General features: G+C 44.3%; 19 protein-coding genes. 6 read left to right on the top strand and 13 right to left on the bottom strand.

Annotation, left to right across the window (positions count from 1 at the left end; genetic code table 11):
* Window positions 1-18: 18 nt before the first annotated feature.
* The 13 genes from ACYX4W_RS04735 to ACYX4W_RS04675 form a co-directional block, all read right to left on the bottom strand.
* The gene (locus ACYX4W_RS04735; RefSeq protein WP_476074839.1) at window positions 19-1,248 is read right to left on the bottom strand and encodes a type II secretion system F family protein; all 1,230 of its coding nucleotides are present in this window, start codon (window positions 1,246-1,248) and stop codon (window positions 19-21) included.
* On the bottom strand, window positions 1,248-2,960 hold the full coding sequence (locus ACYX4W_RS04730; RefSeq protein ID WP_476074838.1) for a GspE/PulE family protein: 1,713 nt from the start codon (window positions 2,958-2,960) through the stop codon (window positions 1,248-1,250). Before ACYX4W_RS04730 ends, ACYX4W_RS04735 begins: the two co-directional genes overlap by 1 nt.
* On the bottom strand, window positions 2,960-4,318 hold the full coding sequence (locus tag ACYX4W_RS04725; RefSeq protein ID WP_476074837.1) for a tetratricopeptide repeat protein: 1,359 nt from the start codon (window positions 4,316-4,318) through the stop codon (window positions 2,960-2,962). The genes ACYX4W_RS04730 and ACYX4W_RS04725 overlap by 1 nt, the downstream gene beginning before the upstream one ends.
* Window positions 4,315-5,217 (bottom strand): ExeA family protein, encoded by a 903-nt coding sequence (locus ACYX4W_RS04720; RefSeq protein WP_474802738.1) that lies wholly within the window; start codon window positions 5,215-5,217, stop codon window positions 4,315-4,317. Before ACYX4W_RS04720 ends, ACYX4W_RS04725 begins: the two co-directional genes overlap by 4 nt.
* Window positions 5,218-5,219: 2 nt before the next feature.
* Window positions 5,220-6,968, bottom strand: coding sequence for a pilus (MSHA type) biogenesis protein MshL (gene mshL, locus ACYX4W_RS04715; RefSeq protein ID WP_474802740.1), 1,749 nt, complete (start codon window positions 6,966-6,968; stop codon window positions 5,220-5,222).
* A complete protein-coding gene (locus ACYX4W_RS04710) occupies window positions 6,952-7,269 on the bottom strand; it encodes an agglutinin biogenesis protein MshK (RefSeq protein WP_476075442.1) in 318 nt (105 codons plus the stop codon). The genes mshL and ACYX4W_RS04710 overlap by 17 nt, the downstream gene beginning before the upstream one ends.
* Before the next feature lie 18 nt (window positions 7,270-7,287).
* The gene (locus tag ACYX4W_RS04705) at window positions 7,288-7,935 is read right to left on the bottom strand and encodes an agglutinin biogenesis protein MshJ (RefSeq protein ID WP_476074836.1); all 648 of its coding nucleotides are present in this window, start codon (window positions 7,933-7,935) and stop codon (window positions 7,288-7,290) included.
* Window positions 7,910-8,536 (bottom strand): PilN domain-containing protein, encoded by a 627-nt coding sequence (locus tag ACYX4W_RS04700; RefSeq protein ID WP_474802745.1) that lies wholly within the window; start codon window positions 8,534-8,536, stop codon window positions 7,910-7,912. The genes ACYX4W_RS04705 and ACYX4W_RS04700 overlap by 26 nt, the downstream gene beginning before the upstream one ends.
* Complete coding sequence (locus ACYX4W_RS04695) at window positions 8,533-9,447, bottom strand: agglutinin biogenesis protein MshI (protein WP_474857324.1); 915 nt, start codon at window positions 9,445-9,447, stop codon at window positions 8,533-8,535. Before ACYX4W_RS04695 ends, ACYX4W_RS04700 begins: the two co-directional genes overlap by 4 nt.
* A 167-nt stretch (window positions 9,448-9,614) precedes the next feature.
* Window positions 9,615-10,118, bottom strand: a complete 504-nt coding sequence (locus tag ACYX4W_RS04690) for a hypothetical protein (protein WP_474802751.1) — start codon at window positions 10,116-10,118, stop codon at window positions 9,615-9,617.
* 226 nt (window positions 10,119-10,344) lie between these two features.
* Entirely contained in the window at window positions 10,345-10,926 is a 582-nt protein-coding gene (locus tag ACYX4W_RS04685) for a phosphoglycerate mutase family protein (protein WP_474857323.1), read from the bottom strand.
* A gap of 141 nt (window positions 10,927-11,067) precedes the next feature.
* A complete protein-coding gene (gene glpD / locus ACYX4W_RS04680) occupies window positions 11,068-12,615 on the bottom strand; it encodes a glycerol-3-phosphate dehydrogenase (protein ID WP_474857322.1) in 1,548 nt (515 codons plus the stop codon).
* 345 nt (window positions 12,616-12,960) lie between these two features.
* A complete protein-coding gene (locus ACYX4W_RS04675) occupies window positions 12,961-13,719 on the bottom strand; it encodes a DeoR/GlpR family transcriptional regulator (RefSeq protein ID WP_461852671.1) in 759 nt (252 codons plus the stop codon).
* Window positions 13,720-13,878: 159 nt separating this feature from the next.
* On the opposite strand from ACYX4W_RS04675, the gene glpK reads away from it, so the two are divergent.
* The 6 genes from glpK (at window position 13,879) to ACYX4W_RS04645 (ending at window position 24,778) form a co-directional block, all read left to right on the top strand.
* Window positions 13,879-15,363: a glycerol kinase GlpK gene (glpK, locus tag ACYX4W_RS04670; RefSeq protein ID WP_476074835.1), complete on the top strand. Its 1,485-nt coding sequence runs from the start codon at window positions 13,879-13,881 to the stop codon at window positions 15,361-15,363.
* A gap of 304 nt (window positions 15,364-15,667) precedes the next feature.
* Complete coding sequence (locus ACYX4W_RS04665; protein WP_476074834.1) at window positions 15,668-18,481, top strand: TonB-dependent receptor; 2,814 nt, start codon at window positions 15,668-15,670, stop codon at window positions 18,479-18,481.
* 123 nt (window positions 18,482-18,604) lie between these two features.
* On the top strand, window positions 18,605-20,137 hold the full coding sequence (locus ACYX4W_RS04660; RefSeq protein WP_476074833.1) for a tryptophan halogenase family protein: 1,533 nt from the start codon (window positions 18,605-18,607) through the stop codon (window positions 20,135-20,137).
* A 13-nt stretch (window positions 20,138-20,150) separates the two neighbouring features.
* Entirely contained in the window at window positions 20,151-20,900 is a 750-nt protein-coding gene (locus ACYX4W_RS04655; RefSeq protein WP_476074832.1) for a SapC family protein, read from the top strand.
* Window positions 20,901-20,920: 20 nt separating this feature from the next.
* Window positions 20,921-22,378, top strand: coding sequence for an SLC5 family protein (locus ACYX4W_RS04650; protein WP_476074831.1), 1,458 nt, complete (start codon window positions 20,921-20,923; stop codon window positions 22,376-22,378).
* A 270-nt stretch (window positions 22,379-22,648) separates the two neighbouring features.
* Window positions 22,649-24,778: an alpha-galactosidase gene (locus ACYX4W_RS04645; RefSeq protein WP_476074830.1), complete on the top strand. Its 2,130-nt coding sequence runs from the start codon at window positions 22,649-22,651 to the stop codon at window positions 24,776-24,778.
* Window positions 24,779-24,837 lie beyond the last annotated feature (59 nt).

Below are 24,837 nucleotides of genomic sequence, written 5' to 3'. Positions count from 1 at the left end.
ACTGAAATAGCGAAACTATTACCCGCCTTTCACCGCCGACATCATGTTCCACATTGGTGTAAAGATGCCAAGCGCCAGTATCAACACCATGACCGCCACAAAGCCGATTAAGATAGGCTCTATTTTGGCGGTTAAGCTCTTTAAGTCGAAATCGACTTCACGTTCGTAATAGTCGGCGCTTTCTTCTAAAAGCGGCTCTAATCGCCCCGTTTCCTCACCCACAGCAATCATCTGTAGTACAAGTGTAGAAAACAGTTCGCTATTTTTCGAAACTCTCAGCAAACTTTCGCCTTTTTCTATGCCTTGGCGCATCTCTTTGATGCGCATTTGCATATGAGCGTTATCTACAGCATCCGCTGTTAGTGACAGGCCCGCAGTTAAGGGCACACCTGCCCGCAGAATCATAGAAAAGCTACGGCTATATCTTGCTAATAATGATCGCTCAATAATGCTGCCTACAACAGGCAACTTTAGTTTAAATTTGTCCCATTTAAGTCGTCCATTAGTCGAATTAACGTATTGTTTAGCCGAAAAAATTATTCCAATTAATACGATTAAAATTAACCACCAGTAGTTTACAAAGAAGTTTGAAGTGCCTATAAGCACGCGAGTCATTATGGGTAGCTCGGTGTCGAACCGCTCAAACATTTGTGTGAAAACGGGTACAACGAAAAGATTCAATATAAACATAGCAATAGCGAGCGCTATCAATACGAAAGTGGGGTACCGCAATGCCGATTTAATGCGCTTTCGCGTTTCCTGTTCCCGTTCGAAATAGAGGGCTAACTGCAGGAAAACATCGTCCAGCTTACCGGTATTTTCACCTACTACGACAACAGAAATGGTCAACCGCGTGAAGATTTTTTCATATTTCGTCATGGCAGAAGATAAGCTTCTGCCTTGCTCAAGCTGATCGGCAATGTCCTTTAAAATTTCTTGGAAACGCTTATGTGAGGCGTTTTCACTTAGCCCTTTAATTGCCCGGATAATCGGTATACCCGCTTTCAGCAGCGAGTACATTTGGCGAGAAAAGATGATCATCTCATCCAGCCCGACTTTAGCTTCGAATAGGTGACCTATGTCTAAACCAGTACTCGTTTTCTCTGTTTTTTTAGTTTCTTCTATCGAAATAGGCACTATGTTTTTAGACAACAAAGCCTGCGCCGCTGCTTGCGCAGACGCAGCCTCAATAATGCCTTTTTGAGGGCCACCTTGAGCCGATTTACCCGCATAACTAAACTGAGGCATTAGTGGTTCACCACCTCAGGCACAAATTCAGCGACTTTGAAGACCTCATCTAATGAGGTTTTGCCTTCAGCTGCATAATCAAGAGCCATATGAGAAAGTGGAACAAAGTCTTTGTTGGCCTTTGTCGCGTCAACAAACCCCTGCGTATCGTCATCTCGCAGCGCTTCCATCATATCTTCGTTCATTTCCAAAAACTCGAAAACACCAATACGCCCTTTGTAACCTGTGTGGTTACAGCTATTGCAGCCCCTACCTTTGCAAAAAGTCGCATTTGCTAGTTCTGGCTTTAGGAAACCTACCCATGCTTGCTCTTGCGCGCTTGGCGGCCGCTCTTCTTTACAGTTGTCACATACACGACGTACCAAACGCTGCGCCAAAACGCCACGCAGTGATGTTGCTACTAGATAGGGCGCCGCGCCCATATCGATAAGACGGATGGCGCTAGTTACAGAGTCATTGGTGTGAAGCGTACTTAAAACCAAGTGCCCAGTTAGTGCGCCTCTCAGTCCTATTTCAACGGTTTCTTGATCGCGCATCTCCCCCACCATGATAATGTCAGGGTCTTGTCGAAGCGTGGTACGCAAAATTGACGCGAAATCTAGGCCAATTTTTGAGTTCACTTGTACTTGGTTTATACGAGGCAAGCGATATTCAATGGGGTCTTCAGCGGTAATGATTTTCAAGTCGGGTTTATTGAGCTCGCTTAGCGCGCCGTACAAGGTTGTGGTTTTACCCGAACCTGTCGGCCCAGTAACCAATATCATGCCGTGGGGTCGGTTTATTGCTGCGCGAAATTTCTCGGCCATTGCATCCGGCATCCCCGTCTGATCTAACGTCAAAAGACCCGCGGATTGATCTAGCAATCGCATAACCACCGCTTCGCCATTGGCAACAGGCATGGTGGACACACGCACATCAAGGGTGTGACCTTTCACTTTTATATTAAAACGCCCATCTTGGGGTATACGCTTTTCTGAAATGTCCAAACCTGACATCAGCTTTAGCCTAAGTACCAATGCCGACGCAATTTTAACCTGGCCTAGCGTATTTTCCTGCAGCACGCCGTCAACACGCTGCCTGATGCGCAGAATATTTTCATCTGGCTCAATATGAATATCAGATGCACGCACCTGTACTGCATCTTCAAAAATAGAGTGAAGCAGCTTTACTACTGTGGCATCTGAAGTAGTATCGTCTAAGGCAGAGAGTTCAAAGTCGGCTTCATCGGCGTACTCTTCACCTAACTTTTCTGCAAATGACGCTATATCCTGGGTACGACGATAAACCGAATCAAACGCTTCTAACATCTGATTTTCTTGAACTATTGCCAGTTCGATATTACGCGGCGCTACTAGCGGCCCTAACTGATCAAGACCGCCTAAGTCGGTGGGGTCGCTCATACCTAGCAGCACTTCATCGTCGTCAGCTTCGAGTACTAGCGCGCGATAGCGTCTTGCATAAGTTTCTGGGATAAGTTGTGCTTGCTCTGGATCTATTCGACGCTGTGTAATATCTAAAAAAGGAATATTGAGTTGCTGAGCAAGAAAGCGAAGAAGTTGCGGTTCGCTGATAAACCCTAAGTCAATAAGCGTATCACCAAGTTTTCGCCCGGATGACCGCTGTGCCGATAGCGCATTATCAAGCTGCGCGCTGGTAATGATATTTTCGTGAACTAATAAATCGCCGAGGCGCATCTTTAATCGAGGACGCATTAAGGTTGCTCCTGTAAATCGGTTAGGCGGGCACTAGCATATTGCGATGATGTAGAAGAGAGGCCACCAATCGCAAGGGCTCTGGAATATGAAGATATGGCTAAACGCTTGTCAGAAAGTGCGTCGTAATTAACCCCCAGTGCCAACCACCATTTTGCATTATTCGGTTGTAGCGAGGTCATGGCGCTAAACGCCGAGATAGCTTGTTCTGGTTTATTGATTGTCTGTGCAGAGGTCCCTTTTAGTATCAGATAATCGAAACGCTTTTCAGCCAGTGCTTTCGCATCTAAGCTATCTGGCATAAGGTTCAGAGCTTCTTCAAAACGGCTTTCTTGAACCAGAATCTTAGCCATGAGTTCGCGCCACACTAACGCCTCTGGTGATATTACAACGCCTTCTGAAAGTACCTGTAACGCTTGTAGGTTGTTATTTTGACCAAAATAAAGCGCGGCCAACTGTTTGCGAGCCTCGGTGTTTTGCGGGTAGGTAGATAGTGCAAGAGTAAAGCTTTTTTGAGCGTCGTCGAAAATACCAAAATTATAAGCTTTAAGCCCTGCCTCTAAATGAACGGCGCTTTGTTGCTCTGGCGATTTAGGCGTAACGTCAATCGCTGGCTCACGTGAAATAATGCTATCTGGTTTAGGCGAGCTTAATTCACCAGTTGTTTTAACGTTTGTTCCAGGGTTTGTCCTGCTTGCCGTTTGTATGTTTGCTTTTTCTTGGGTTAAGCCTGAGGCTTTCACTACCGCCGAGCCGGTTTCTTCAGTCTCTTCTGATACGTTTGCGGCTGATAGGGTTTCGTCTTTAACTTCGGCTGCCTGTTTATCTGTCTTTTTATCTGGCTTTTGATCTGATTGGGCATCCGAGTTTGAGCTTGAAGCATTAGCAACTTGCGTACGTTGCCTATATTCTGCCTCGTCGTCGACTACCGTTTCATCAATACTGTTAAATACAATCTCAGCCACGTCTGACGGCGTATTTTGGTATGCCAAATCTTGCTCGGATAACGGTGTAGACTTCATGCCCTCTAACTGTTGTTCGGCACTATCGACACCTTGCTTGGAAGTACTTTCACTGTCCGTTTGGATGGGCTTATTTTCCATTGAGCTTGCTGCTGTATTCTGTACATCGTCTTTTGCAACAATGTCAGCGCTACCTGTATGACCAACACTCTTGTTATCCCCAAGCTCAGTCATACTACTCAACATCAACCATATAACTAGACCTAGTACAATGAGCGCAATCAGCACCTTAGGCCAAAGCGAACGATTTTCGACGTGCACCGTAGGCGGCAAGCCAAAATCTTCATTCTGGTTTCGCTCATCTAACGATTTTAAGGTGTCATTTAAAATGCTCATAAGCCCTGCGCCCCGTAAAGGTAAAGCGCACTTGCTACAGCAACCGCAGCTATGGAAAAAATAACAATGCTTTGTCTAGGAACAAGCCTTCGCTTGCAGTCATCAGTATCAAACACTGCATTTATCGTATGTTGCCAAGTCGCAGCGCTTTTTCCCTGGCCGTAAGCGCGAAGAAGAATTTTGTGGCAAACAATATTAACCAACCGTGGCGTTCCTCGGGTGACTAATGCGATAAAAGCCCGTAAACCTTTAGAAATTAACTGCTCGCTGCCGCCGGCCGTTGTTAGTCTGTGGCCTATGTAATATTCCACTTCTGCCGACGTCATTGTGCGCAGCGTGTACGAAAAGCTGATGCGCTGACGAATTTGCCTAACCTTGGGGTTTGACAGGTTAGCGTCAAGCTCTGGCTGGCCGAATAAAACGATTTGAAGCAGCTTACTTTTCTCAGTTTCTAAGTTGCTAAATAAGCGCAGCATCTCAAGTGCATCCCAGCTTAACGACTGCGCTTCATCGATAATCAGTACCGCTTGCCGCCCCTCTTGTTTAAGTGCTAAAAGCCTTGACTCGATGGCACTGTGTAACCCTTGAGAAGCTTCGTTTTTACATATATCAATACCTAATTCATTGGCGAATGCTATACGCAACTCGTCAGGGCTTAGGTATGGATTCGGTAAGTAACAGGCTACAAATTTGTCCGAAAGGTGATTTATCAATTTGCGGCACAACAGGGTTTTACCTGTACCTACTTCACCGGTCACTTTAATAAAGCCTTCAGACATACTTAACGCAGACAAAATGACTTTTAACGCTTCATTGTGCGGCGCCAGTGCACAAAAGAAATCCGTGTTCGGCGTAAGCGAAAACGGCATTTCTGTGAAATGATAAAAGCCTTGGTACATAATTAGTTTCTATACCATTGATCAAGTAGTGACTGAGTGCGAAGGCGCTGCTTTTCCCACGTATCTGGCTGTACCACAGAAGGGCGAATGAGAATAACCAATTCGCGCTTGCTCTGGGTTTTCGCTTTGTTTTTAAACGCGTTACCGATAATAGGGATATCACCTAACAGCGGTGTTTTGGATTCTTGCTCGCTGGTAACCGTTTCCATTAAGCCGCCTATCACCACAATTTCACCGTCGCGAGCGCGGATCACGGTGTCTGATTCACGAATATTGCTTTGTGCTAGCGGTAACAAAATTTGTTGGTCACCTACTTGGATAACCTTTGTCTGTTCCGCCGTTTCTGTTACTGAAGGGTGAACATGCAGTATTACAGAGCCACTTCTGTCTATTTGCGGTGTTACGTCCAGCGCGATACCAGAAAAGAAAGGAGTAAGTTCGATGTCATTCTCGTTCTCTGTGCTTGTTGTGCTTTGATCTTCACTGGTCGACACATCGGTAACAAAGTACTCGTCTTGCCCTACTTTAATAACGGCCTTTTGGTTGTTAGTTACCGTAACGCGAGGGTTACTCAGCATTTGCACGTCACCCTGGGTTTGAAGCATATTGATAACACCATCAAAGTCGCCGCGAGAAATACGAAGCGTTGATACTCCACCGATATCGGTAGAAATAGTATTGCCTATAGCATTAACCGCATTAATAGCTGGGTCGATTCCCGCTGCAGTGTTTGCTGCAAAATTAGAAGCAAGTGCCCCGCCGCTAAACCCAAAATTGAGGCTCCCCGTTAAGCCGCTTGCTATACGGTCCCATCTAACGCCTTGTTGGTAACCATCATTTAGCGTGACTTCAATAATGCGAGCTTCTAGCACCACCTGGCGTTGCAGGCTTTCTTGGCTTTGGTTTAAAAAGTCTTTCACCACGGCAATTTCGCTTGGTAGCGCGCGCACCGTCACCAACCCCGCCTGCGGTGACACCACCACCTGACGGCCTTCAGTAGGTGATACCAGTACTTTTAACGCTTCTTTTAAGTCGCTCCAAAAATCGTTTTCACTGGTGGTTTGAATATTTGAACCGTTGAGCTGCTGTATATTGTTGCCGCCAAGACCACCTTGGCCACCAAAACCACCTTGACCGCCCAGTGCGTTACCGCTGATATTATTGTTGCCGTTAATACCACCGTTGTTACCACCGTTATTTTGGTCCTGCTCGCTTACTCCACCTGCAATCACGCTGACGTTCGACACACCGAAACGCTTGATCATAAGAAAGTTAACCGGGATAGATTCTGTTTTTAATTGAGATGGCATAACCTGGATGACCTTACCTTCTAAAAATACATCCAGCGGATACATTCTAGAAATAATCGTAAGCACATCTTCAAGCGCCACGTCTTTAAGCGTTAAGCTAATTTGACCAGACACCGCTGGATGCACAGCCACGCTATAAGGCGTATCTTCCACCAGCGCATCGAAAAACGGTCGAACATCCACATTATTAGCAGATACGGCAAATAGCTTCTGAGACGTAGGAGCTGGTAGCGACTGATAGCGAGCTACTTCTGACAGCAGTTCTTGGTTTAACTGCGGTGGAGGAGCTGGTTTGGTCGCAGGTACATTTTGGGAACGATTGAGTTCATCGCGAATATGCGGTTTCACTTCCTCGCCAACACCATAGGTTTGACAACCCGCGATAACAAACGCCGCAGCTAGCATCAGTGCGTTAGAAATAAGGCTATTTTTTAATTTCATATGCATACATTCTTAGTATTTTCTGCTGACGACCGTCAGTTATAATCACGTGTTTAGGGGTTATTTTGGACACAGTAAATTCATTCAGCGTGTCGCCCTCTCGATAAGACTTGCCAGATATGATCGCGCTGTAACCGGAACTGCGTTTAAAAATTGACTGCAGTGCCAATTCGCCATCTAAAAGGTTGCTTTCGCTTGCACTCGCCCCCTTGAACTGGGCAGGTTTAGTTGGGTCTACGGCGGCTATTGCAGGATTGAAAGCACTACCTACTACCAACAAACTAAATATCAAGCATTTCATCGTCTTCACCTAGACTCCTTAAAGCGAAATGAAGGTAGCGTTATTGCTTACTGTCGCTAACCCCAATGTCAATGATGCTCTGGGATATTCGTCGACGTTATAAGCGAAGTCAGTCACAATGACTTTTTCTGGTGCCGCTTGTAGACGCGCTAAATAACTGCGTAAGTCGAAGTAACTACCCTCAATCACTAAACGCATATTGTGACGATAAAATGATGTACTTTGCGTTTCACCTTCACCAAAACGAAGGGTTTGAGTAGGTTCTACGTTAAAGTTAACCAAGCTCACATTGTTTTCTTCATTTAATAGCGTCATTAACAACTCGGGCATTCTGTCGGCTGCCACGAAGCCTTCGTTCAATGAAAGCAGCGCATCGTCTACGCTCAGTAGTACTTTTCTCGCGCTATCCAATTCTTGTTGCATACGCTGTGTGTAATCGACAGACAGCGCTTGCTGAATGGCATCCCTTTGAATAACTAGCGCCTTGTATTCACTTTCTTTTCGAGTAAGGGTTTTATCCGCACCAGACATGCTATCTAGCGCGGGCGATATGCCAAACCAAAAGAACAGATAAACGATAAGGCCAAAGCTCACCCACAAAATAAGCTGCTTTTCTCTGTTTTCGAGCGCAGAAAACTTATCAGAGAGCTGTTGATACTGACTCATCAGCGTCTCCCTCAAAATCAGTTGATATTAAAAATTGCTTCACGTTTTCAGCCCCGTCTACTTCATCAAACTTCACGGACGAAAATGACTTGCCCTGAAAGAAAGGTGACTGCTGTAACTTCTTTAACCAAACAGGAATAGACGAAGGTGCCACCGTTTGCCCTGACAAACGAATTTTCTGGGTATCTATGTTTATGCTAGTAAGCCAAAGGTTCTGGTTGTGATAGTTAGCTAAATCGTCCATCACTTCGCCATACTTGGTTGCATCAAAAGACAGCTCTCCACTTTCTAAATAGGCAAGCAATTGCTTTCTGTTTTCTATCTTGGCATTCACTTGCTCAAGCTGCTGCTGAAGCGTTTTGGTATCACGCTTTTTCTCTAGTGCATTATTCAGCGCTTTAATTTCGTTATTAATTTGGCGTGTTGACGCTGATTGCTGTGCTATTTTTTCTTGTTTGGCGCTAAGTAAAACATTTAGAGCCACAACGGCAATTAGCATTACTCCAAACGCTACGCCGTTTACCCAAAGCACCTTTGATAGGGGTAAGCGCTCTTTTTTAGGCTTAAGCGAGGGGTGATAAAGGTTTATCGTGCGTTTCACTGGGCCTCCCTCGCTGCAACAAGCGCACTAGCCAAAGCAAAGTGGCAAGTGGGGTCAACAACATCAGCTAATTCAAGCTCTGCAACGAATTTTTTCATAGCCGCAGGCTGAAAGGGCTTTAAGCGCTCTATAACAGGCTCGCAATCAAACTGTGTTCTGAACAAGATTTCTTTTAGCGGTGGCTGTTTTAGCTGTGACTCATAGAAATCCATGGAACGTTGAATTTCTAAACCAAGCATATCGCTTAATTGAACTAAATCTTCTGGGGCGGAGGATTTTTTAACAAATCCCCTCAACCGTCGCGATAGCCAAATAGCGCGCGAGCGCACTATCATCAAAAAAGGTTCGCTATTGGGCTCTTGAATAATAAGTAATCGCGCGTAATCATCATCAGGCACCATTTCGGTAGCCAGCACTTCTTTAGCGTGAATATGGGTGAGTTTAACCTCTTTCTTTTTCGATAGGCTTTGTACCAGTGCAGAAAGCGATGACTTTTCGGCAGCAAACACATCTATTTTTTTGCCGCCGGTCCGTGTTTGAACCGGGTAATCGATGTAGTCCAAAACAATATTACTAGAATCGAACGGAACCAACTCACCAAGTGTCCAAGGTAGTGCAGTCGTGATGTCCTCTTCGGGTACATCAGGCTTTTCCACTTGAACCATATGATACATTTCTTGAGAAAGCACAATGGATACTCGACATGCCTCTTTTTCAAATTCTCGTAAGGCCTCGCTTAATTGCTGTTCAAGAGGTTGTCGATTGTCAAAGGGAACAGACGCAAAAGAGTTGAGTACATAGCCACTGTCGCTAAAATTAACAGCGGCAATATGTAACTCAGCAGCACTCACAGACACACCTACCGTGAGCGTTGTATTGTTCTTTTGCGAAGAGAATAAGCTAGAGAGCATATGTCTACTTAATTCGTTAGTGTCGAGTATTATCTTGTTATCAACAATACCTTAAGGTGCCAATTTATGACATGGCGCTAACTCAAAAGTAGACTAATTATCTAAATAAACCAAATACCTACATAGGTAATTATTTATATTAATATGTTAATGGTATGAAGACCTTACTAGTCTTCCAAGGCAGTTACCGAACCGCTTGCTGGGTAATAGTCGAAGTAGGTTCCTCTACTCAAGCTGAAGCGACACCAGTAGTTATCTTCACTTGTTTCAAGCTCGGCGTAGTATTTTGCATGAACTTTGAATCCGTCGACACGTAATGGGGATGCTACTATTGATGACCAAATTTTTTCACATCCAGCGTCCGACATATCAGCGGTCGGCCATCCATTGTGATTCATACGAACTGGCGTTCGGTTCATTTCGCTGCCAGAGTCGTCATAGTGAATAAGCATTATCATAGTGGTAGGCTGACGTACTCGCCATTGCCAATGTGAAGAAATCACATTCCGCTTGAACGTCTCTAAACGCTCTGCAAAAACTTTTGTAGTGGTATCTTCTTCGCCAATATGAAAATGGTTAATTGCTATGCCTAGCGAGAACGCGAAAACAACGGCGATAGAAGCTTTAATAAGGTTTTTAGTGGTCTCGGTATCTTTATTATTTTTATTCATCTGTGGCTCCTCAGCTTATAACTGAAGTATTAAACCTTGTTTGGCGTGGTGTTTGTCGCTATTTGCGCAACATGAAATTGCTACCGCAGCAAAACGACTTTTCTATGATGATAGTTTATCGGCATTTTGGAGGAAATATGAAGCAATACCAGCTTGCATAGATAATTAACCAAAACCTTAAGCCTAGCGCGTTTTCAAGTATCGATGATTGGAGTAAGACTCTTGGCTAAACGTCTTTCTGCAAAATAGTAATTCCCCAGAAATCACTGTCTTTTTGCTTTAGCTTCCACCCGCTTTTCATTAGCGCCTCTCGCGTATAGTAGTTCGTCATCCCATGCCCAAAAAGAACCACTCTAGGGTGTTTTTCGCTAAGTTTATTAATATGTATTGAAAGTTTTTCAACCCGTTTTTTAGCAAATTTGAAACTTTCAAAGCGGCCTTTAGTTCCCATAAACCAAAGGGCACGGCTTAGCAAAACCCAGTGCCAACTGCGCAATGTGAAAGGTAGCTTGTAGTAAGGTATATCCATTTCTCTCAATTCCGGTAGCTCTTCATCAATTGAAGTTGCCCCATATTGAGCTGCTGTTAACTTTGCTCTTAAAAGCGGGCTGACGGCAATGTAGCTACCGGTTATATCTATTTTTTGTTTAGGTTGGCTGGCTGGGTCTAGGGGGGATTTATTATAGTTACGCACCCAGCTTGCATAATCCGCAGCATTCACTTTCTCATTGTGGGCTGAAAGTGGCTTTCCATGGCGAATGAAAATAACTTCTCTCACTGTGCTTTCTTTTATGACATCCGTGTTCATATTGAGTCCGGCTAATTGAAGCTTGCGACCTTGCTAATGTAAAAAGTTATAAAAAACGGTATCAAATTGATAAGACCGGATATATACGAGAATATAGGGCGTCCTATTAGACGAAACGCCCTTTATATCTATTTAATGAAGCTACGCACTTGCCAATACTGGGTCAATAGCTTGTTGCTCGCTATCAAGTGAATGAGCTTTTTGCTCAATGTATTGCGATAGCGCCTCTTGTTGCGCTTTGTTTAAACGCAATCCATGCTTAGTTCTGCGCCAAATAACATCTTCCAGGGTACATGCCCACTCACTCTCAATTAAATAGTCTACTTCTGCGCGATACATGCCTGCGCCAAAGTCTTCTCCCATCTCAGCAATTGTCAATTTTCCTTTTAAAAATTTGTAGCTTAAAAGGCCATATTGACGGGCATAACGTTGAGCAATATCTTTGTTCAACCACGGGAACTCACCAATTAACTTATTTACAAGCTCGTCTTGGCTTTCGAATGCGCCACCTGGTAAAGGAACATCTTTAGTCCATGCTTTCTTGGCTTTAGGGAAACATGTAGTCAGTTTGTCTACCGCATGCTCAGCTAATTTTCTGTAGGTCGTTATTTTCCCACCAAAAATATTGAGCAACACAGGCTTACCTGTCTCACCTTTTAGCTCAACTTTGTAGTCTCGTGTTAACTCTTGAGCAGAAGCATTCTTTTCTTCCAGTAAAGGTCTTACGCCACTGTAAGAGTGAACAATATCGCTTAGGGTAATTTTTGATTTAAAGTATGTGTTTACCACGTCAATTAAGTATTCGGTTTCTTCATCCGATATAGCAGCATCTGATGGATTGCCTTTGAAGTCTTCATCAGTAGTACCTACCAGAGAGAAATCTCCTTCATACGGAATAACAAAAACAATACGCCCGTCTTTGTTTTGCAGTATGTATGCTTCATCAGTATCGTAAAGTTTCGGCACAATGAAGTGGCTTCCTTTTACCATACGCATAGCATTTGGGTTGTTAACATTTACTAAACGATCTAAGAAGGATACCGCCCAAGGGCCTGCAGCATTGACAATAGACTTCGCTTTTACTGTAAACGTTTTCCCTTTTGCTGTTTTAAGCTCAACGCTCCACAGGTTGTCTAGCTTTTCAGCTTTCACACATTCAGTGCGGGTATAAATTTGTGCGCCTTGATCTTGTGCGGCTAATGCGTTCAATACCACTAAGCGTGCATCGTCTACCCACCCGTCAGAATATTCAAAACAGGTTGTAATACCGCTAACTAAAGGGCTTTCGCTGGTTGTGGACAGCTTACGTGAGCGAGGTAGCATGTTGCGTTTCGCCAGTGAATCGTAAAGGAACAAACCAATTCGAATCATCCACGCTGGGCGTAAATGCTTTTGATGCGGCAAGCGAAAGCGCAAGGGCCACATGATATGAGGGGCTTTTTGAAGCAATACTTCCCGTTCCGCCAATGCTTCTTTTACTAAACGGAACTCGTAATGTTCCAAATATCTGAGGCCGCCGTGAATGAGCTTGCTACTTGATGAAGATGTAGCGCCAGCAAGGTCACCTTTTTCACATAATGCTACTGAAAGCCCACGTCCTGCAGCGTCTAGCGCCACGCCAACACCGTTAACGCCGCCGCCAACAACTAAAACGTCGACTGTTTTTTCAGATTCATTGCTGTGACTCATAGTTTGCCCCTGCTCGTATTTACATTTGCTTTATCTAGTTGTTGGCTATTTGACAACCAAAAGGAAAACATGTCAACACAAAACGAACATTACCGAACATTAAAGAAAGTTAAATGAACCCAATTATGCGTTAACTTGCTGGTAATAATGCAAAGGAAGAATAAAGGGTTTAGCTAATCTATATACGCTGAGTCGCATATTTGTAAATACAACTAGACGAGTGAATCAATACAAAACCATGTGCAAGGAACACTTGGCATCGCACAACATTATCGAATGATAAGGCTAGTCTAGAATTATGACAGATCTGTGATTATGACGATAAGTCAGTAATACAGCTAATGGTTATGCTTTTACAAAAGTAATGTTATTTTCTTTTATAATTTTGCCTATGCTTGGCGGTGGTGTTTTGTCGCAAACTAAACAGTCGACTTGTGATATATGGCCCTGTTCAACCATGGCGCGGCGTTCAAATTTACTGTAGTCGGCAGCAAGGATGACGTGTTGAGTATGCTCTAAAATAGCTTGTGAAACTTTCACTTCTCTGAAGTCAAAGTCTAATAGCGCGCCATCTGAACTTATACCACTTATACCGATAATACCGTAGTCCATACGAAATTGACTGATAAAGTCACAGGTTGCTTCACCAATAATACCACCGTCGCGATACCGTACTTCACCTGCGGCAATGATCACCGAGAAGTCTTCTTTAGCAGATAGGATTGTCGCTACATGAATGTTGTTTGTTACTACGTGTAGATTTTTATGATTTAGTAGCTTAGTAGCAATAAGTTCAGTCGTAGTACCAATATTGATAAACAAAGACGCACCATCGGGAATCATGGCCGCTACAGCTTCAGCAATTTTTTCTTTTACTTCACTGTTTTGTGTTTTACGTTCTTGATAAGGCGTGTTTTCCCAGCTTCGGTTTAAACCTGCGCCGCCGTGGTAGCGACTGACCACGCCATTCTCAGCAAGCTGATTTAAATCTCTTCGAATGGTTTGTGGCGTCACTTCACAAGCACTCACCAAATCATCAATAGACATAAAACCATGTTGCTTTATTAGCCCAACAATTTTTTCGTGTCTTTGCGTTTGGTTCATCACACATCCTCATAAATAAAAACGACAATAATTATACGTGCTTAATGACAAACTTCACGCGATAAAACGAAAATCAGATGTTCGTTTTCGAAAATATGGCATTGTTAAACATCTGTAAATGATGCAAACTCTATGAAAATTATCTTCAGGAGTGACCTTATGGGACAACATATTCTTGCCATTGACCAAGGCACAACAAGCTCTCGCAGCATTATTTTCTCTGCAAAAGGCAGTATAGAGGCCATCGCTCAACAGGAGTTTTCTCAAAAGTACCCTAAAGATGGCTGGGTTGAACACGACCCCGAAGAAATTTGGGAAAGTGTTGTCGCTACCTTGAAGGAAGTTTTTAACAAATGTAATGTAACCCCGTCTGACGTCGCTGCTATTGGTATCACAAACCAGCGCGAAACCACGCTAGTTTGGGATAAGCAATCAGGAAAGCCTGTCTACCCTGCAATCGTTTGGCAAGACAGACGCACAGCACAATATTGCCGAGACTTTAGCGAAGACGAAGAATTTGTATCGTATATAACAGAGTCGACAGGGCTTTTACTTGACCCTTACTTCTCAGCAACGAAAGTCGCATGGATACTAGATAACGTCGAAGGCGCCCGAGAGAAGGCAGAAAACGGCGAACTTCTGTTTGGTACCGTGGATACGTATTTGATTTGGCGTTTAACGGGCGGTGAGTCACATAAAACTGATGCCACCAATGCGTCTCGAACCATGTTGTTTGATATTCATAACCAGTGTTGGGATGAAAAGCTTCTTGATAAATTTAACATTCCAGCTTCAATGCTGCCGGAAGTTATGGACTGTGCCGCAGATTTTGGGGTAATTAAAGAAGACATCATCGGAAAAGCTATTCCTATTCAGGGTGTAGCAGGCGACCAGCAAGCAGCACTTGTGGGTCAAGCGTGTTTTGAAAAAGGCATGGCAAAAAGTACGTACGGAACCGGATGCTTTATGATCCTTAACACCGGCGACGCCCCTCTTCAATCAAAAAACCGCTTACTTACTACTGTAGGTTACCGACTAAATGGCAAAACCACCTATGCGTTAGAAGGCAGCATCTTTATGGCTGGCGCCACCGTGCAGTGGCTTCGCGATGGCCTAAAGCTTATTGACGATGCGGCAGAATCTGAAGCTTTAGCACAGCGCGCGCGAGAAGATAACGGTGTATTTTTAGTTCCTGCCTTTACCGGCTTGGGCGCGCCATATTGGGACCCAGATGCTCGAGGCGCCATTTTAGGCCTTACTCGTGATACAGGAATAAGCGAAATCGTTGCCGCAGGCCTACAATCGGTTTGCTATCAAACCAAAGACCTTCAAAAAGCGATGGAAAGCGACGGAGCTCGCCCTACGAATATACGTGTAGACGGCGGTATGTCCCGTAACGACTGGGTTATGGGCTTTTTGTCAGATATATTGGGTGCTGAAGTAGAGCGACCTGAAATCACCGAAACAACTGCGTTAGGCGCAGCTTTCCTTGCCGGGTTACAAGCAGGTGTGTTTAGCAGTATTGATGATCTAACCCAGTGCTGGAAGAGTGATAGCGTTTTCACCCCAAGACTATCAAAGCAGGAACGTGATCAAGCCTATGACGGTTGGAAAGCTGCTGTAGACCGTATCCGCTGTAGTTAATTTCTCCTTATTTTTCCTATTGTTAATAAAGTGCGGTTATATACCGCACTTTTTTTATACAAAAAAATTTTTATAACATTGTAATTACATTGTCATTTTGTGCTAGTATTGGACCTAAGGTAAACGTTTCACCTTTTACCTTAAAATAGAAACGTTATATTTTTCATAAAGTTACAAATAATAATCGAGAAAATATAACGTTAAATGTGTAAAAGTAATGTTAATAAGCTTGATCCGCACATACTAAAAACGTAATTTAAGTGCAAAGTACGTTAAAACGTAGCCTACTCACGGAGAAAACACAGTGACACATAAAATTAACACATCACAGTTAGGCCCAATTGCGAAACGCTCACTTTTAGGTGTTGCTATCGCCTCTGCCCTACACGCACCGGTAGCATTTTCTCAAGATGCTGACACTCAAAGTGTAAACGATGCACCTGTTGAAGTTATTGAAGTTCGCGGCATTGTAAGCAGCTTGAAAAGAGCAATGTCTGATAAGAAAGAAAACCTCGCTGTTTCAGACGGTATCGCAGCGGAAGATTTAGGTAAATTCCCAGATCTAAACGTTGCTGAATCACTTCAGCGTATCACTGGTGTCTCTATTGACCGTAACGGTGGTGAAGGCCAAAAAGTTACGGTACGTGGTTTCGGCCCACAGTTTAACACGGTACTTGTAAACGGTCGCCAACTCGCTACTGACGACGCTGGCCGTGCATTTAACTTCGACGTACTTGCTGCCGACCAAATTACTGGCGCCAATATTTATAAAAGTGGCGTTGCCAACCTTCAATCGGGTGGCATCGGCTCTACCATCAATGTATCGACTGCTCGTCCATTCGACTATGACGGTTTCCAAGCGGTAGGAAGCGTGAAAGGTGTGTATGAAACCCTTTCAGAAGAAACGTCTCCACAAGCCTCTTTCTTAGTTAGCAACACATTTGCTGACGATAAATTTGGTTTGCTACTTGCGGTCTCTCATCAAGAGCGTCAAGTTCAAATTAACCGTATCCAAACAGCGGGTTGGCGTCCAGGTCTAACACTTTCGAATAGAAATGACGGTGTTTTAGAATCTAATGTTTATCTACCTCGTAACTGGGACCAAGTAGTCGACCAGCAAGATAGAACACGTACCAATGCATCACTTGTTGCGCAGTTTGCGCCATCTGACGATGTAACTATCACATTAGACGGTTTTGTATCTAAGTTTGAAGTGGATTCACAAGTTACTGACCTTGCATCATGGTTTGAGCCAGATCGCGTGGGTTCAGCCACTATTTCTGAGTTTGGCACGGCTGTACAATTTACGCAGGAAATTGACCTACACCAAGGTAGCGGTAATCCAGCATCTGACTTCGTATCGTCTACCCGTGGTGTACGTGATGTTACCAACAAAGGTTTTGGTTTAAATGTTGATTGGCAGGTAACTGACTCCCTTTCAGCAACGTTTGATGTATCAACATCTGAAGCGGAAAACGACGTTGCTGGCGAAGGTCGCTTTAACGTTGTAGGTATTATTAACAACTACGAGTTTGACAGCACAGGTGGTACACCTACTGTAATTCACGATGGTTTTGGCAATGGTCAACTACCCGATATTTCGCTAAACCGCCTTCACTATAATGACTTAGGTAACGTTGTTGCGTCTGAAGACGAAGTAACAGAATACAAAGCTGATTTCACTTATTTAGCTGATTCTGACGTTTTCCGTAAAGTTGATTTCGGTATTTTGCGCTCAGAGCGTGAGAAATTCGTTTTCCAAGAGTTTGCGTCACAATGTGCATTCTGTGGTTATGGCACAGCAGCGCCAATCGATGAACTGAATATTCGCCCGTTTACCGCGAACAACTTCTTCAGCGGTTTGATTGACACTTGGTACACGTACGACGGTGATGCTTACCTAGATTACCTTGCCTCTCAAGGCGCGCCAGTAACGCCAACGTTGCAAAATAACTATTACACTATTGAAGAAGACGTGACTGCACTTTACGCTAACTTCGAGTTTGGTTATGACATCGGTGATATGCCGTTAACCATGAACTTCGGTGCCCGTTATGAAGAGACAAGCGTAGCGGTTTCTGCGGTACAAGCGTTTATTGCTGATGTTGTACCTACCTCAGATCTCACGCTATTTAGAAACGTTTTTGGGCCTGCAGAAGATATTACTGGTACATCTTCATATTCCAACCTTTTGCCTAGCTTGAATGTTAAGCTAGAAGTACAAGAAGACATGATTGTGCGTTTCTCTCGCTACGATTCTTTGACACGCCCGACTATGTCTCAGATGTCTCCGGCGACAACGTATGGTGAGCCTCGTCGACAAAACCTTCAGGCAAGCGGTGGTAACCCTGACCTTAAGCCATTTAGCGCTGAAAACTGGGATTTATCATTTGAGTGGTATTACAGCGATGATTCAGTATTCTCGTTTGCAGTATTTAATAAAGAAGTGGAAGACTTTATTGTTACACTTGGTGGAACTGAAACTTACACGTTGTTTAATCGTTCAGGTCCCGACTTCCGCTGTACAAGCGACCCGTTGTGTGAACCAGGATTGTCACTCGATCCTCAAAACCCTGAGCGTGACGTAGTAGCAACAACTGATGAACTCAATGGAACTACCGAAGATTATACCGTTCCTCGCCCTCAAAACGGCGAAACAGCAACGGTTAATGGTTACGAAGTAGCGATTACCCACGTATGGGATAACGGCTTTGGTGTAACCGCTAACGCTACTGTAGTAAACAGCGATGCGGAAGTATCTGGCGATACAACTCAGACGTTTGCGCTAGCAGGTCTTGGAGATTCACAAAACCTTATCGTGTTCTACGAGCGTGATGCGTTCCAAGCACGTGTAGCGTTTAACAACCGTGAGTCGTTCCTATTTGCACTAGATAACACTGAAGTTGGCGGCGCGACTGGCGAGCCAATTACGACTGAAACTTACGGTCAATGGGATGTAAGTGCAAGTTACGACATCAACGAACACCTTACGGTATTTGTTGAAGGTATCAACGTGACTGAAGAAGAGCTTACACAAGTAGGTCGCTTCCCAGACCAAATTTACTCAATTGAAGACAATGGTGCTCGCTACTCTGTAGGTATCCGAGGCTCATTCTAAGATTTGTGTGTGTTTTGGCAGGGGTAAAACCCTGCCATTTATCCATAAGCCTATTGGCAAAACGAGTACGTTTATGGATAAATGTAGAAAACAGTCATAATTCCATTTAAGCAGTGTTGTTTCATGAACCATTCATCTAATACATCTCAAAAACAACGTATTGTCATCGTAGGTGGCGGCACCGCTGGCTGGCTTACAGCCGCTATCGTCGCGGCTAAACACAAGGTAGCTATGGGTGAATGTGGCTTAGACATAACTTTAGTCGAATCCAGTGACATTCCTACTGTCGGCGTAGGTGAAGGAACCTGGCCAACCATGCGCAACACGCTGAAAGACATTGGCCTGTCTGAAAAAGAAGTATTTAGACGCTGCAGCGCTGCATTCAAGCAAGGCGGTAAGTTTGTAAATTGGGTAAATGGCGACGGCGACTTTTATTACCACCCGTTTACCGTTCCGCTAGGTTATGGCCGCGTTGAGATGGCCCCCTACGTAGGCGACATTGCAAATTTTGCCAATGCCACTAACTTTCAGCAGCACGTGTGTGAACGCAATATGGCGCCTCGCACGCTCAGCGAACAGGAATACAGCAGCGCGCAATCGAACTATGCGTATCATTTAGATGCTGGCGCATTTGCTGACATGTTACGAGACTTCAGCAAAACGGAGCTAGGCGTAAAACACATTGTCGCCACGGTAGAAAGCGTAGCCGCAACCTCAAACGAACATATCGAAAGCGTTACGCTTAACAACGGCATGGTTTTAGACGCCGATTTATTTGTCGACTGTTCTGGTTTTCGCTCGCTATTGCTTGGCGAAACCCTCGGTGAAAGCGTTATTTCCACAGACGACGTGCTATTCAATAACTCTGCCCTTGCCCTTCATGTACCCCACGATGAAGACTTCGAAATAAAGCCCTATACCCAAGCAACAGCACAAGAAGCAGGCTGGATTTGGGATATTGGTCTATCTTCTCGAAGAGGCGTAGGCCATGTTTACTCCACCGAATTTACTACCGATGAACGCGCCGAAGAAGTATTGCGTGAGTACGTCGGTGACAAGCACGGTGATTTGAAAGCGCGCACCATTCGCTTTAACTCTGGTTATAAGAAGCGTATTTGGAAAGGCAACTGCATTGGCGTAGGCCTTTCCGCAGGGTTTGTAGAGCCGTTAGAGGCAACAGCCCTCATGCTTATTGAGATATCAGCACGTTATATTGCAGAGCAAATGCCGCTGCCCGTTTCTGCTATGCCTATAGTCAGCCAGCGCTTTAACAAACAAATGAATTATCGCTGGCAGCGCATTATCGACTTCTTGAAACTTCATTATATTTTTAATCAACGCAGTGAGCCTTACTGGGTTGCCAATCGCGATGCGGCTTCTATCCCCGATTCTTTAAAAGAAGATTTGGAAATTTGGAAGTATCGCGGCCCACAAATTGCTGATTTTTCAGCGGCAATAGAGTTATTCCCTGCCGCCAGCTATCAGTACGTACTATATGGAATGGGATTTTCTCCAGACTTTTCTTTGCAATCTCATTTCTACAACGAACGTGACCTAGCTGATAAAGTAATTCAACAAAATCAGCTAATCACGCAGCAAAAACTAAGCAGCTTACCTAATCACCGCGACTACATTGAGCAGTGGTTGGCAAGCTAACGAGAATTATAATATGCCAACATTTGAAACCTTATCGGCTGATACCCACAGCGCTCTTACTATTGATGAGAGCAAGCTTGCTAGTACTTATTCGAAATTTCACCTTCTCAACATTGAGATAAAAGAAGCCGTTCAAGCATCTAGCGACTTCCCTCTGTTTTTCAGTAAATCTACTGATGCACGGTATTGGACAATTTCGGCCCTGTGCGGCCTAGCTCCTCAAGAAAACGTGTTTGAAACGCAAGGCACGTGGCTAGGCCACTATGCACCGCTTAGTCTTCGCACCTTACCTTTTATCGTACGATTGGGAAATGATGCTCAGCAGCAAGAAGTTTTAGTTGATGTCGACTCGCCAGCTGTTTCTTCTCAAAACGGTGAAGCGCTCTTTTTACCTTCAAAGCGCCCTACTGCGTACTTAGATAATAAAAAGAAATTGCTGGATGAGCGCGTTACCGCCATGCAGCAAACCGCTGTAATGATGAATCAAATTAGCGAGATGGGACTCATTCATACTGTTGACTTGATTATAGAGTACAAAGACAACACCAATCAGCGCGTGGGCGGATTAGCTACGGTGAATGAACAACGCTTACAAAGCCTTACGGGTGAAGAACTGGCTAGTTTGAATCAAAAGGGCCTGCTCAACGTGCTTTTCAATATTCTCGGTTCTATTTTGCAAGTGAACCGCGTTATCCGTCTTCATAACACTAAATTCCCTGATCGCGCTGTTAACAACATTAAGTTCGAAACCAGCAAGTCATAACTTTCCTTTAGGAGTAAAACATGTTTTCCAGCACTATTCAGGTGTCTGTTTTTGTCTTTGTGACTGCTTTAATTGGTTTTCTTACCTATTTGAGTTGCCGCGGACAAAATAGAAATGCCCAAAACCAAAACCGCGAATACTTTCTTGCTGGCGGAGGACTAGCTTGGTATTTCGTTGCAGGTAGTATCACCCTTACCAACCTAAGTACCGACCAGCTAGTAGGTATGAACGGTAACCAAATGGCCTTGTTAGCCCTATGGGAGCTAGCAGCCGTTGTAGGCCTTTTCGTACTGGCAAAAGTATTTCTGCCTGTGTATTACAAGTTCAAATGTACAACGACAACAGAACTTCTAGAGCAGCGCTATCACGACAAGCACATACGTGCGGTTATTAGTGCGCTCTTCTTTGCAGGTAGTGCTTTAATTTTCTGCCCAGCGGTAATCTATTCGGGTTCTTTGTTTATGCAGTCAATGTTTAACGTTGAGCTGCCGCTGATGTACATTGCAGTTATCTTCGTTATTGTCGGTGCTCTATACGCTATCTTCGGCGGTCTTCGCGCGGTAGCAGTATCTGATACCTACTCAGGCGTGCTTCTTTTAACCATGGCTGTATTGGTGGTTATTCTGGCGCTTCAAGCCATCGATTATAACTTTGATGGAATTCCGCAAGAGCGACTTACGTTAATTGGCGATGATGAGTCCCCGATCCCTTGGCATACCTTACTTACCGGGATGATTTTCATTCAAATGTTTTACTGGGGAACTAACCAAGTAATTACTCAGCGCGCAATGGCGGCACCTTCATTGAAAGAAGCGCAGAAAGGCGTATTCGCTGCGGCCGGTATTCGCTTGCTGATTGTACCTGCCATTATCGTTATTCCAGGTATCGTTTCATATAAGCTATTTGGTGATATTGGTGATAGTGCTTACGGAAAAATTGTTGCAACGGTATTGCCTGATTGGCTTTCTGGCGTATTCGCAGCGGCTATGGCAGCTGCGGTGTTAACCACGTTTAACAGTAACTTGAACTCTGCTACTGCGCTGTATGTTTGTGATATCCACGAAAGCTATATCAACAAAACACCTAACGTACCTAAGTTAAGCGGCTACGTTACGGTCTTATTGTGTTTAGTATCGCTTGCGCTAATCCCCGTATACCAACAAGCTGATAGTATTATTAACCTAGTTCAAAAGCTGTACGGTCTATTAAGCATGCCCATTCTTTCGGTATTCATTGTTGGCCTACTGTTTAGAAACGTGCATGCTTTTGCAGCCATAGGTGCGGTACTGTTTGGCGTTTCAATTTACGCATTAATGAGCTTTGAAGCTTCACCTCTGTATGCACCATTTGGACTTCATTACATACACCTAATGTTCGCAACGCTTATCGGCTGTGTCGCATTCGCGCTGATTGTGAACCGCTTGGTATTTAACCAAAAGGCAGAGTTTTCGTTAGAGCTTTATAAAAAAGAAGCCTAACAAGTTAGTAACATGTCGAAAAAGGATGTCTTTTGACATCCTTTTTTGTTTTTAACAATTAATTTCGTCTATATTTTACAACTATTGGTCAGACTTCATTTCCCTTGCAATGCAGACTACCATTGAAAGTAAAACGTTTACCCTAAAATTGTAGAATAGGTATAGTGAACGTGATTTAATATGCGAAACTATGCCGTAAGAAGACACTACTTACGTTGTAAAAAAGTTGTATCGCCACCTAATTTACGTTTTATTAACGCTGAGGTTTTTATGTCGTCACTTTCTCAATTCGTACGCTTGTCGAACGAAAAAGTCACCTTAATATTCGACTGCCAGGGTCGCATGCCAAAAGTCATTTACTATGGTGCGCCATTAAGTGACAGCACAACGCCTGAAATGCTTAGCGTTTTAAACACACGCCAAGAAGCTAAATGTGCGCCGGTTATCGAGCCACCCATTACTTTAGTGCCTACCCATGGTGAAGGTTGGACAGGACAGCCAGGCCTTGAAGTTTCCGGCGATGCTGACCAATGGTCAGCAGGCTTTAGCTTAGTAGAGACAAATCAAGAAGGCCAATCGGTTGCCTTCATTGCTGAAGATGCACATCGCGGTATGCGCCTTATCACAAGTATAGAGCTTGATACCGCGACCAGCGTTGTAAAATATGTCTCTCGTGTAGAAAACACCGGCAGCAGTGCGCTGAACCTCAATTACCTGAATGCCGCTAGCCTTCCACTTCCTACAACGGTTAGTAAAATCAAAACATTCGAAGGTCGTTGGTCTGCTGAATTCCAAACCAAAGATCACGACTTATTCTTTGGCAGCTACGTGCGTGAAAATCGTCGCGGTAAAACGTCTCACGACACTTTTCCTGGTTTGATTGCATTTCCTGAAGGGACAGGGGAACTTAGCGGGGAGTGTTTTGGTTACCACCTTGGCGCTTCAGCGAACCATAAACTTCGCGCTGAACTCATGGCAGATGGCAGAAGTTATGTTCAGTTCGGTGAATTACTGTTTCCTGGTGAAGTGGTACTTGATGCAGGGGACAGCTACACATCTCCGGTGCTTTATACCGGCTATGGCTGTGAAGGTTTCTCATCCCTATCGCAACAGTTCCACAATTTTATACGTAGCAATGTGCTAAACCACAGCGCTGAATCAAAGCCTCGACCAGTGCACTACAACACCTGGGAAGGAATTTACTTCGATCATAACGAAGACGAACTTAAAGCCTTGGCTGACAAGGTAGCACCGCTAGGCATTGAGCGCTTCGTATTAGATGATGGATGGTTCAAAGGCCGCAGAAACGACAAAGCTGGACTTGGTGACTGGTTTGTAGATGAAGCTATCTACCCAGAAGGACTAGACGGATTAATTAACCATGTTACTGGTCTTGGCATGGAATTCGGCATTTGGTTTGAGCCAGAAATGGTTAACCCAGATAGCGACTTATATCGCGCGCATCCCGAATGGGCACTTCAAACTGAAAACAACCCTCATGTGCCATTTAGAAACCAATACGTTCTAGATTTAACCAATCCAGAAGTGGTTGAGTACCTTTATAAAGTTATTACTGATGTACTTAAAGCCTATCCCAAAATAAGCTACATCAAATGGGACATGAACCGCGACGTAAACCACCCAGGTAACCTTCAAGGCAAACCAGCAATGCACGGCCAAATGGCAGCGCTTTACGGCTTGATTGACCGCGTAAAAGCAGCAAAGCCAAGTATTGAAATAGAAAGCTGTTGCTCAGGCGGCGGACGTGTAGATTTAGGCATATTGCCACACACAGATCGCTTCTGGACGTCAGACTCTAACGACGCACTAGACCGCTTATATATTCAGCGCGGCTGCTCTTACTTCTTCCCATCTGAAGTCATGGGCGCCCACGTAGGTCCGCGTGACTGCCATATTACAGGTCGTAACCTACCTATTGAGATTCGTTCTGCGGTCGCCTTGTTTGGTCATATGGGGATAGAAATGGACCCGCGTGAACTGACAGACCACGAGCAAAAAGTGCTAGCGGACGCCATTTCGCTTTATAAGAAATATCGTCATATTACCCACGGCGGCGACCTATTCCGCATGGACGATGACGGCATGAATGTGAAATTTGGTTATGTGTCGAAAGACAAGCAAGAAGGTATTTTTGCATATAACAGTGTTACAGAAACCGTACGCACTACGCCGAATCGTTTCTACTTTGCGGGGCTTGATGCTAACAAGCAATACACCATTGAGCGTGTATGGCCTGAAAAGCTAAAAGAATACACCCCGTCTATTTTGCAACAAACAGACGGGCAAGTGTTCTCTGGCGAAGTGTTAATGAAGTACGGTATGCAGCTGCCAGTACTTTTCCCTCAGACAGCGTTAATTTATACCGTTAAAGCGCTGTAGCTTTCTAAGCGCTATGGCTTTCTAATCACTGTGGCCTTTTAAGCGCAGCCGAAAGAAAA

The sequence above is a fragment of the Alteromonas sp. ABH4_454 genome (assembly GCF_056311775.1).
This window is presented reverse-complemented; position numbering and strand designations above follow the sequence as displayed.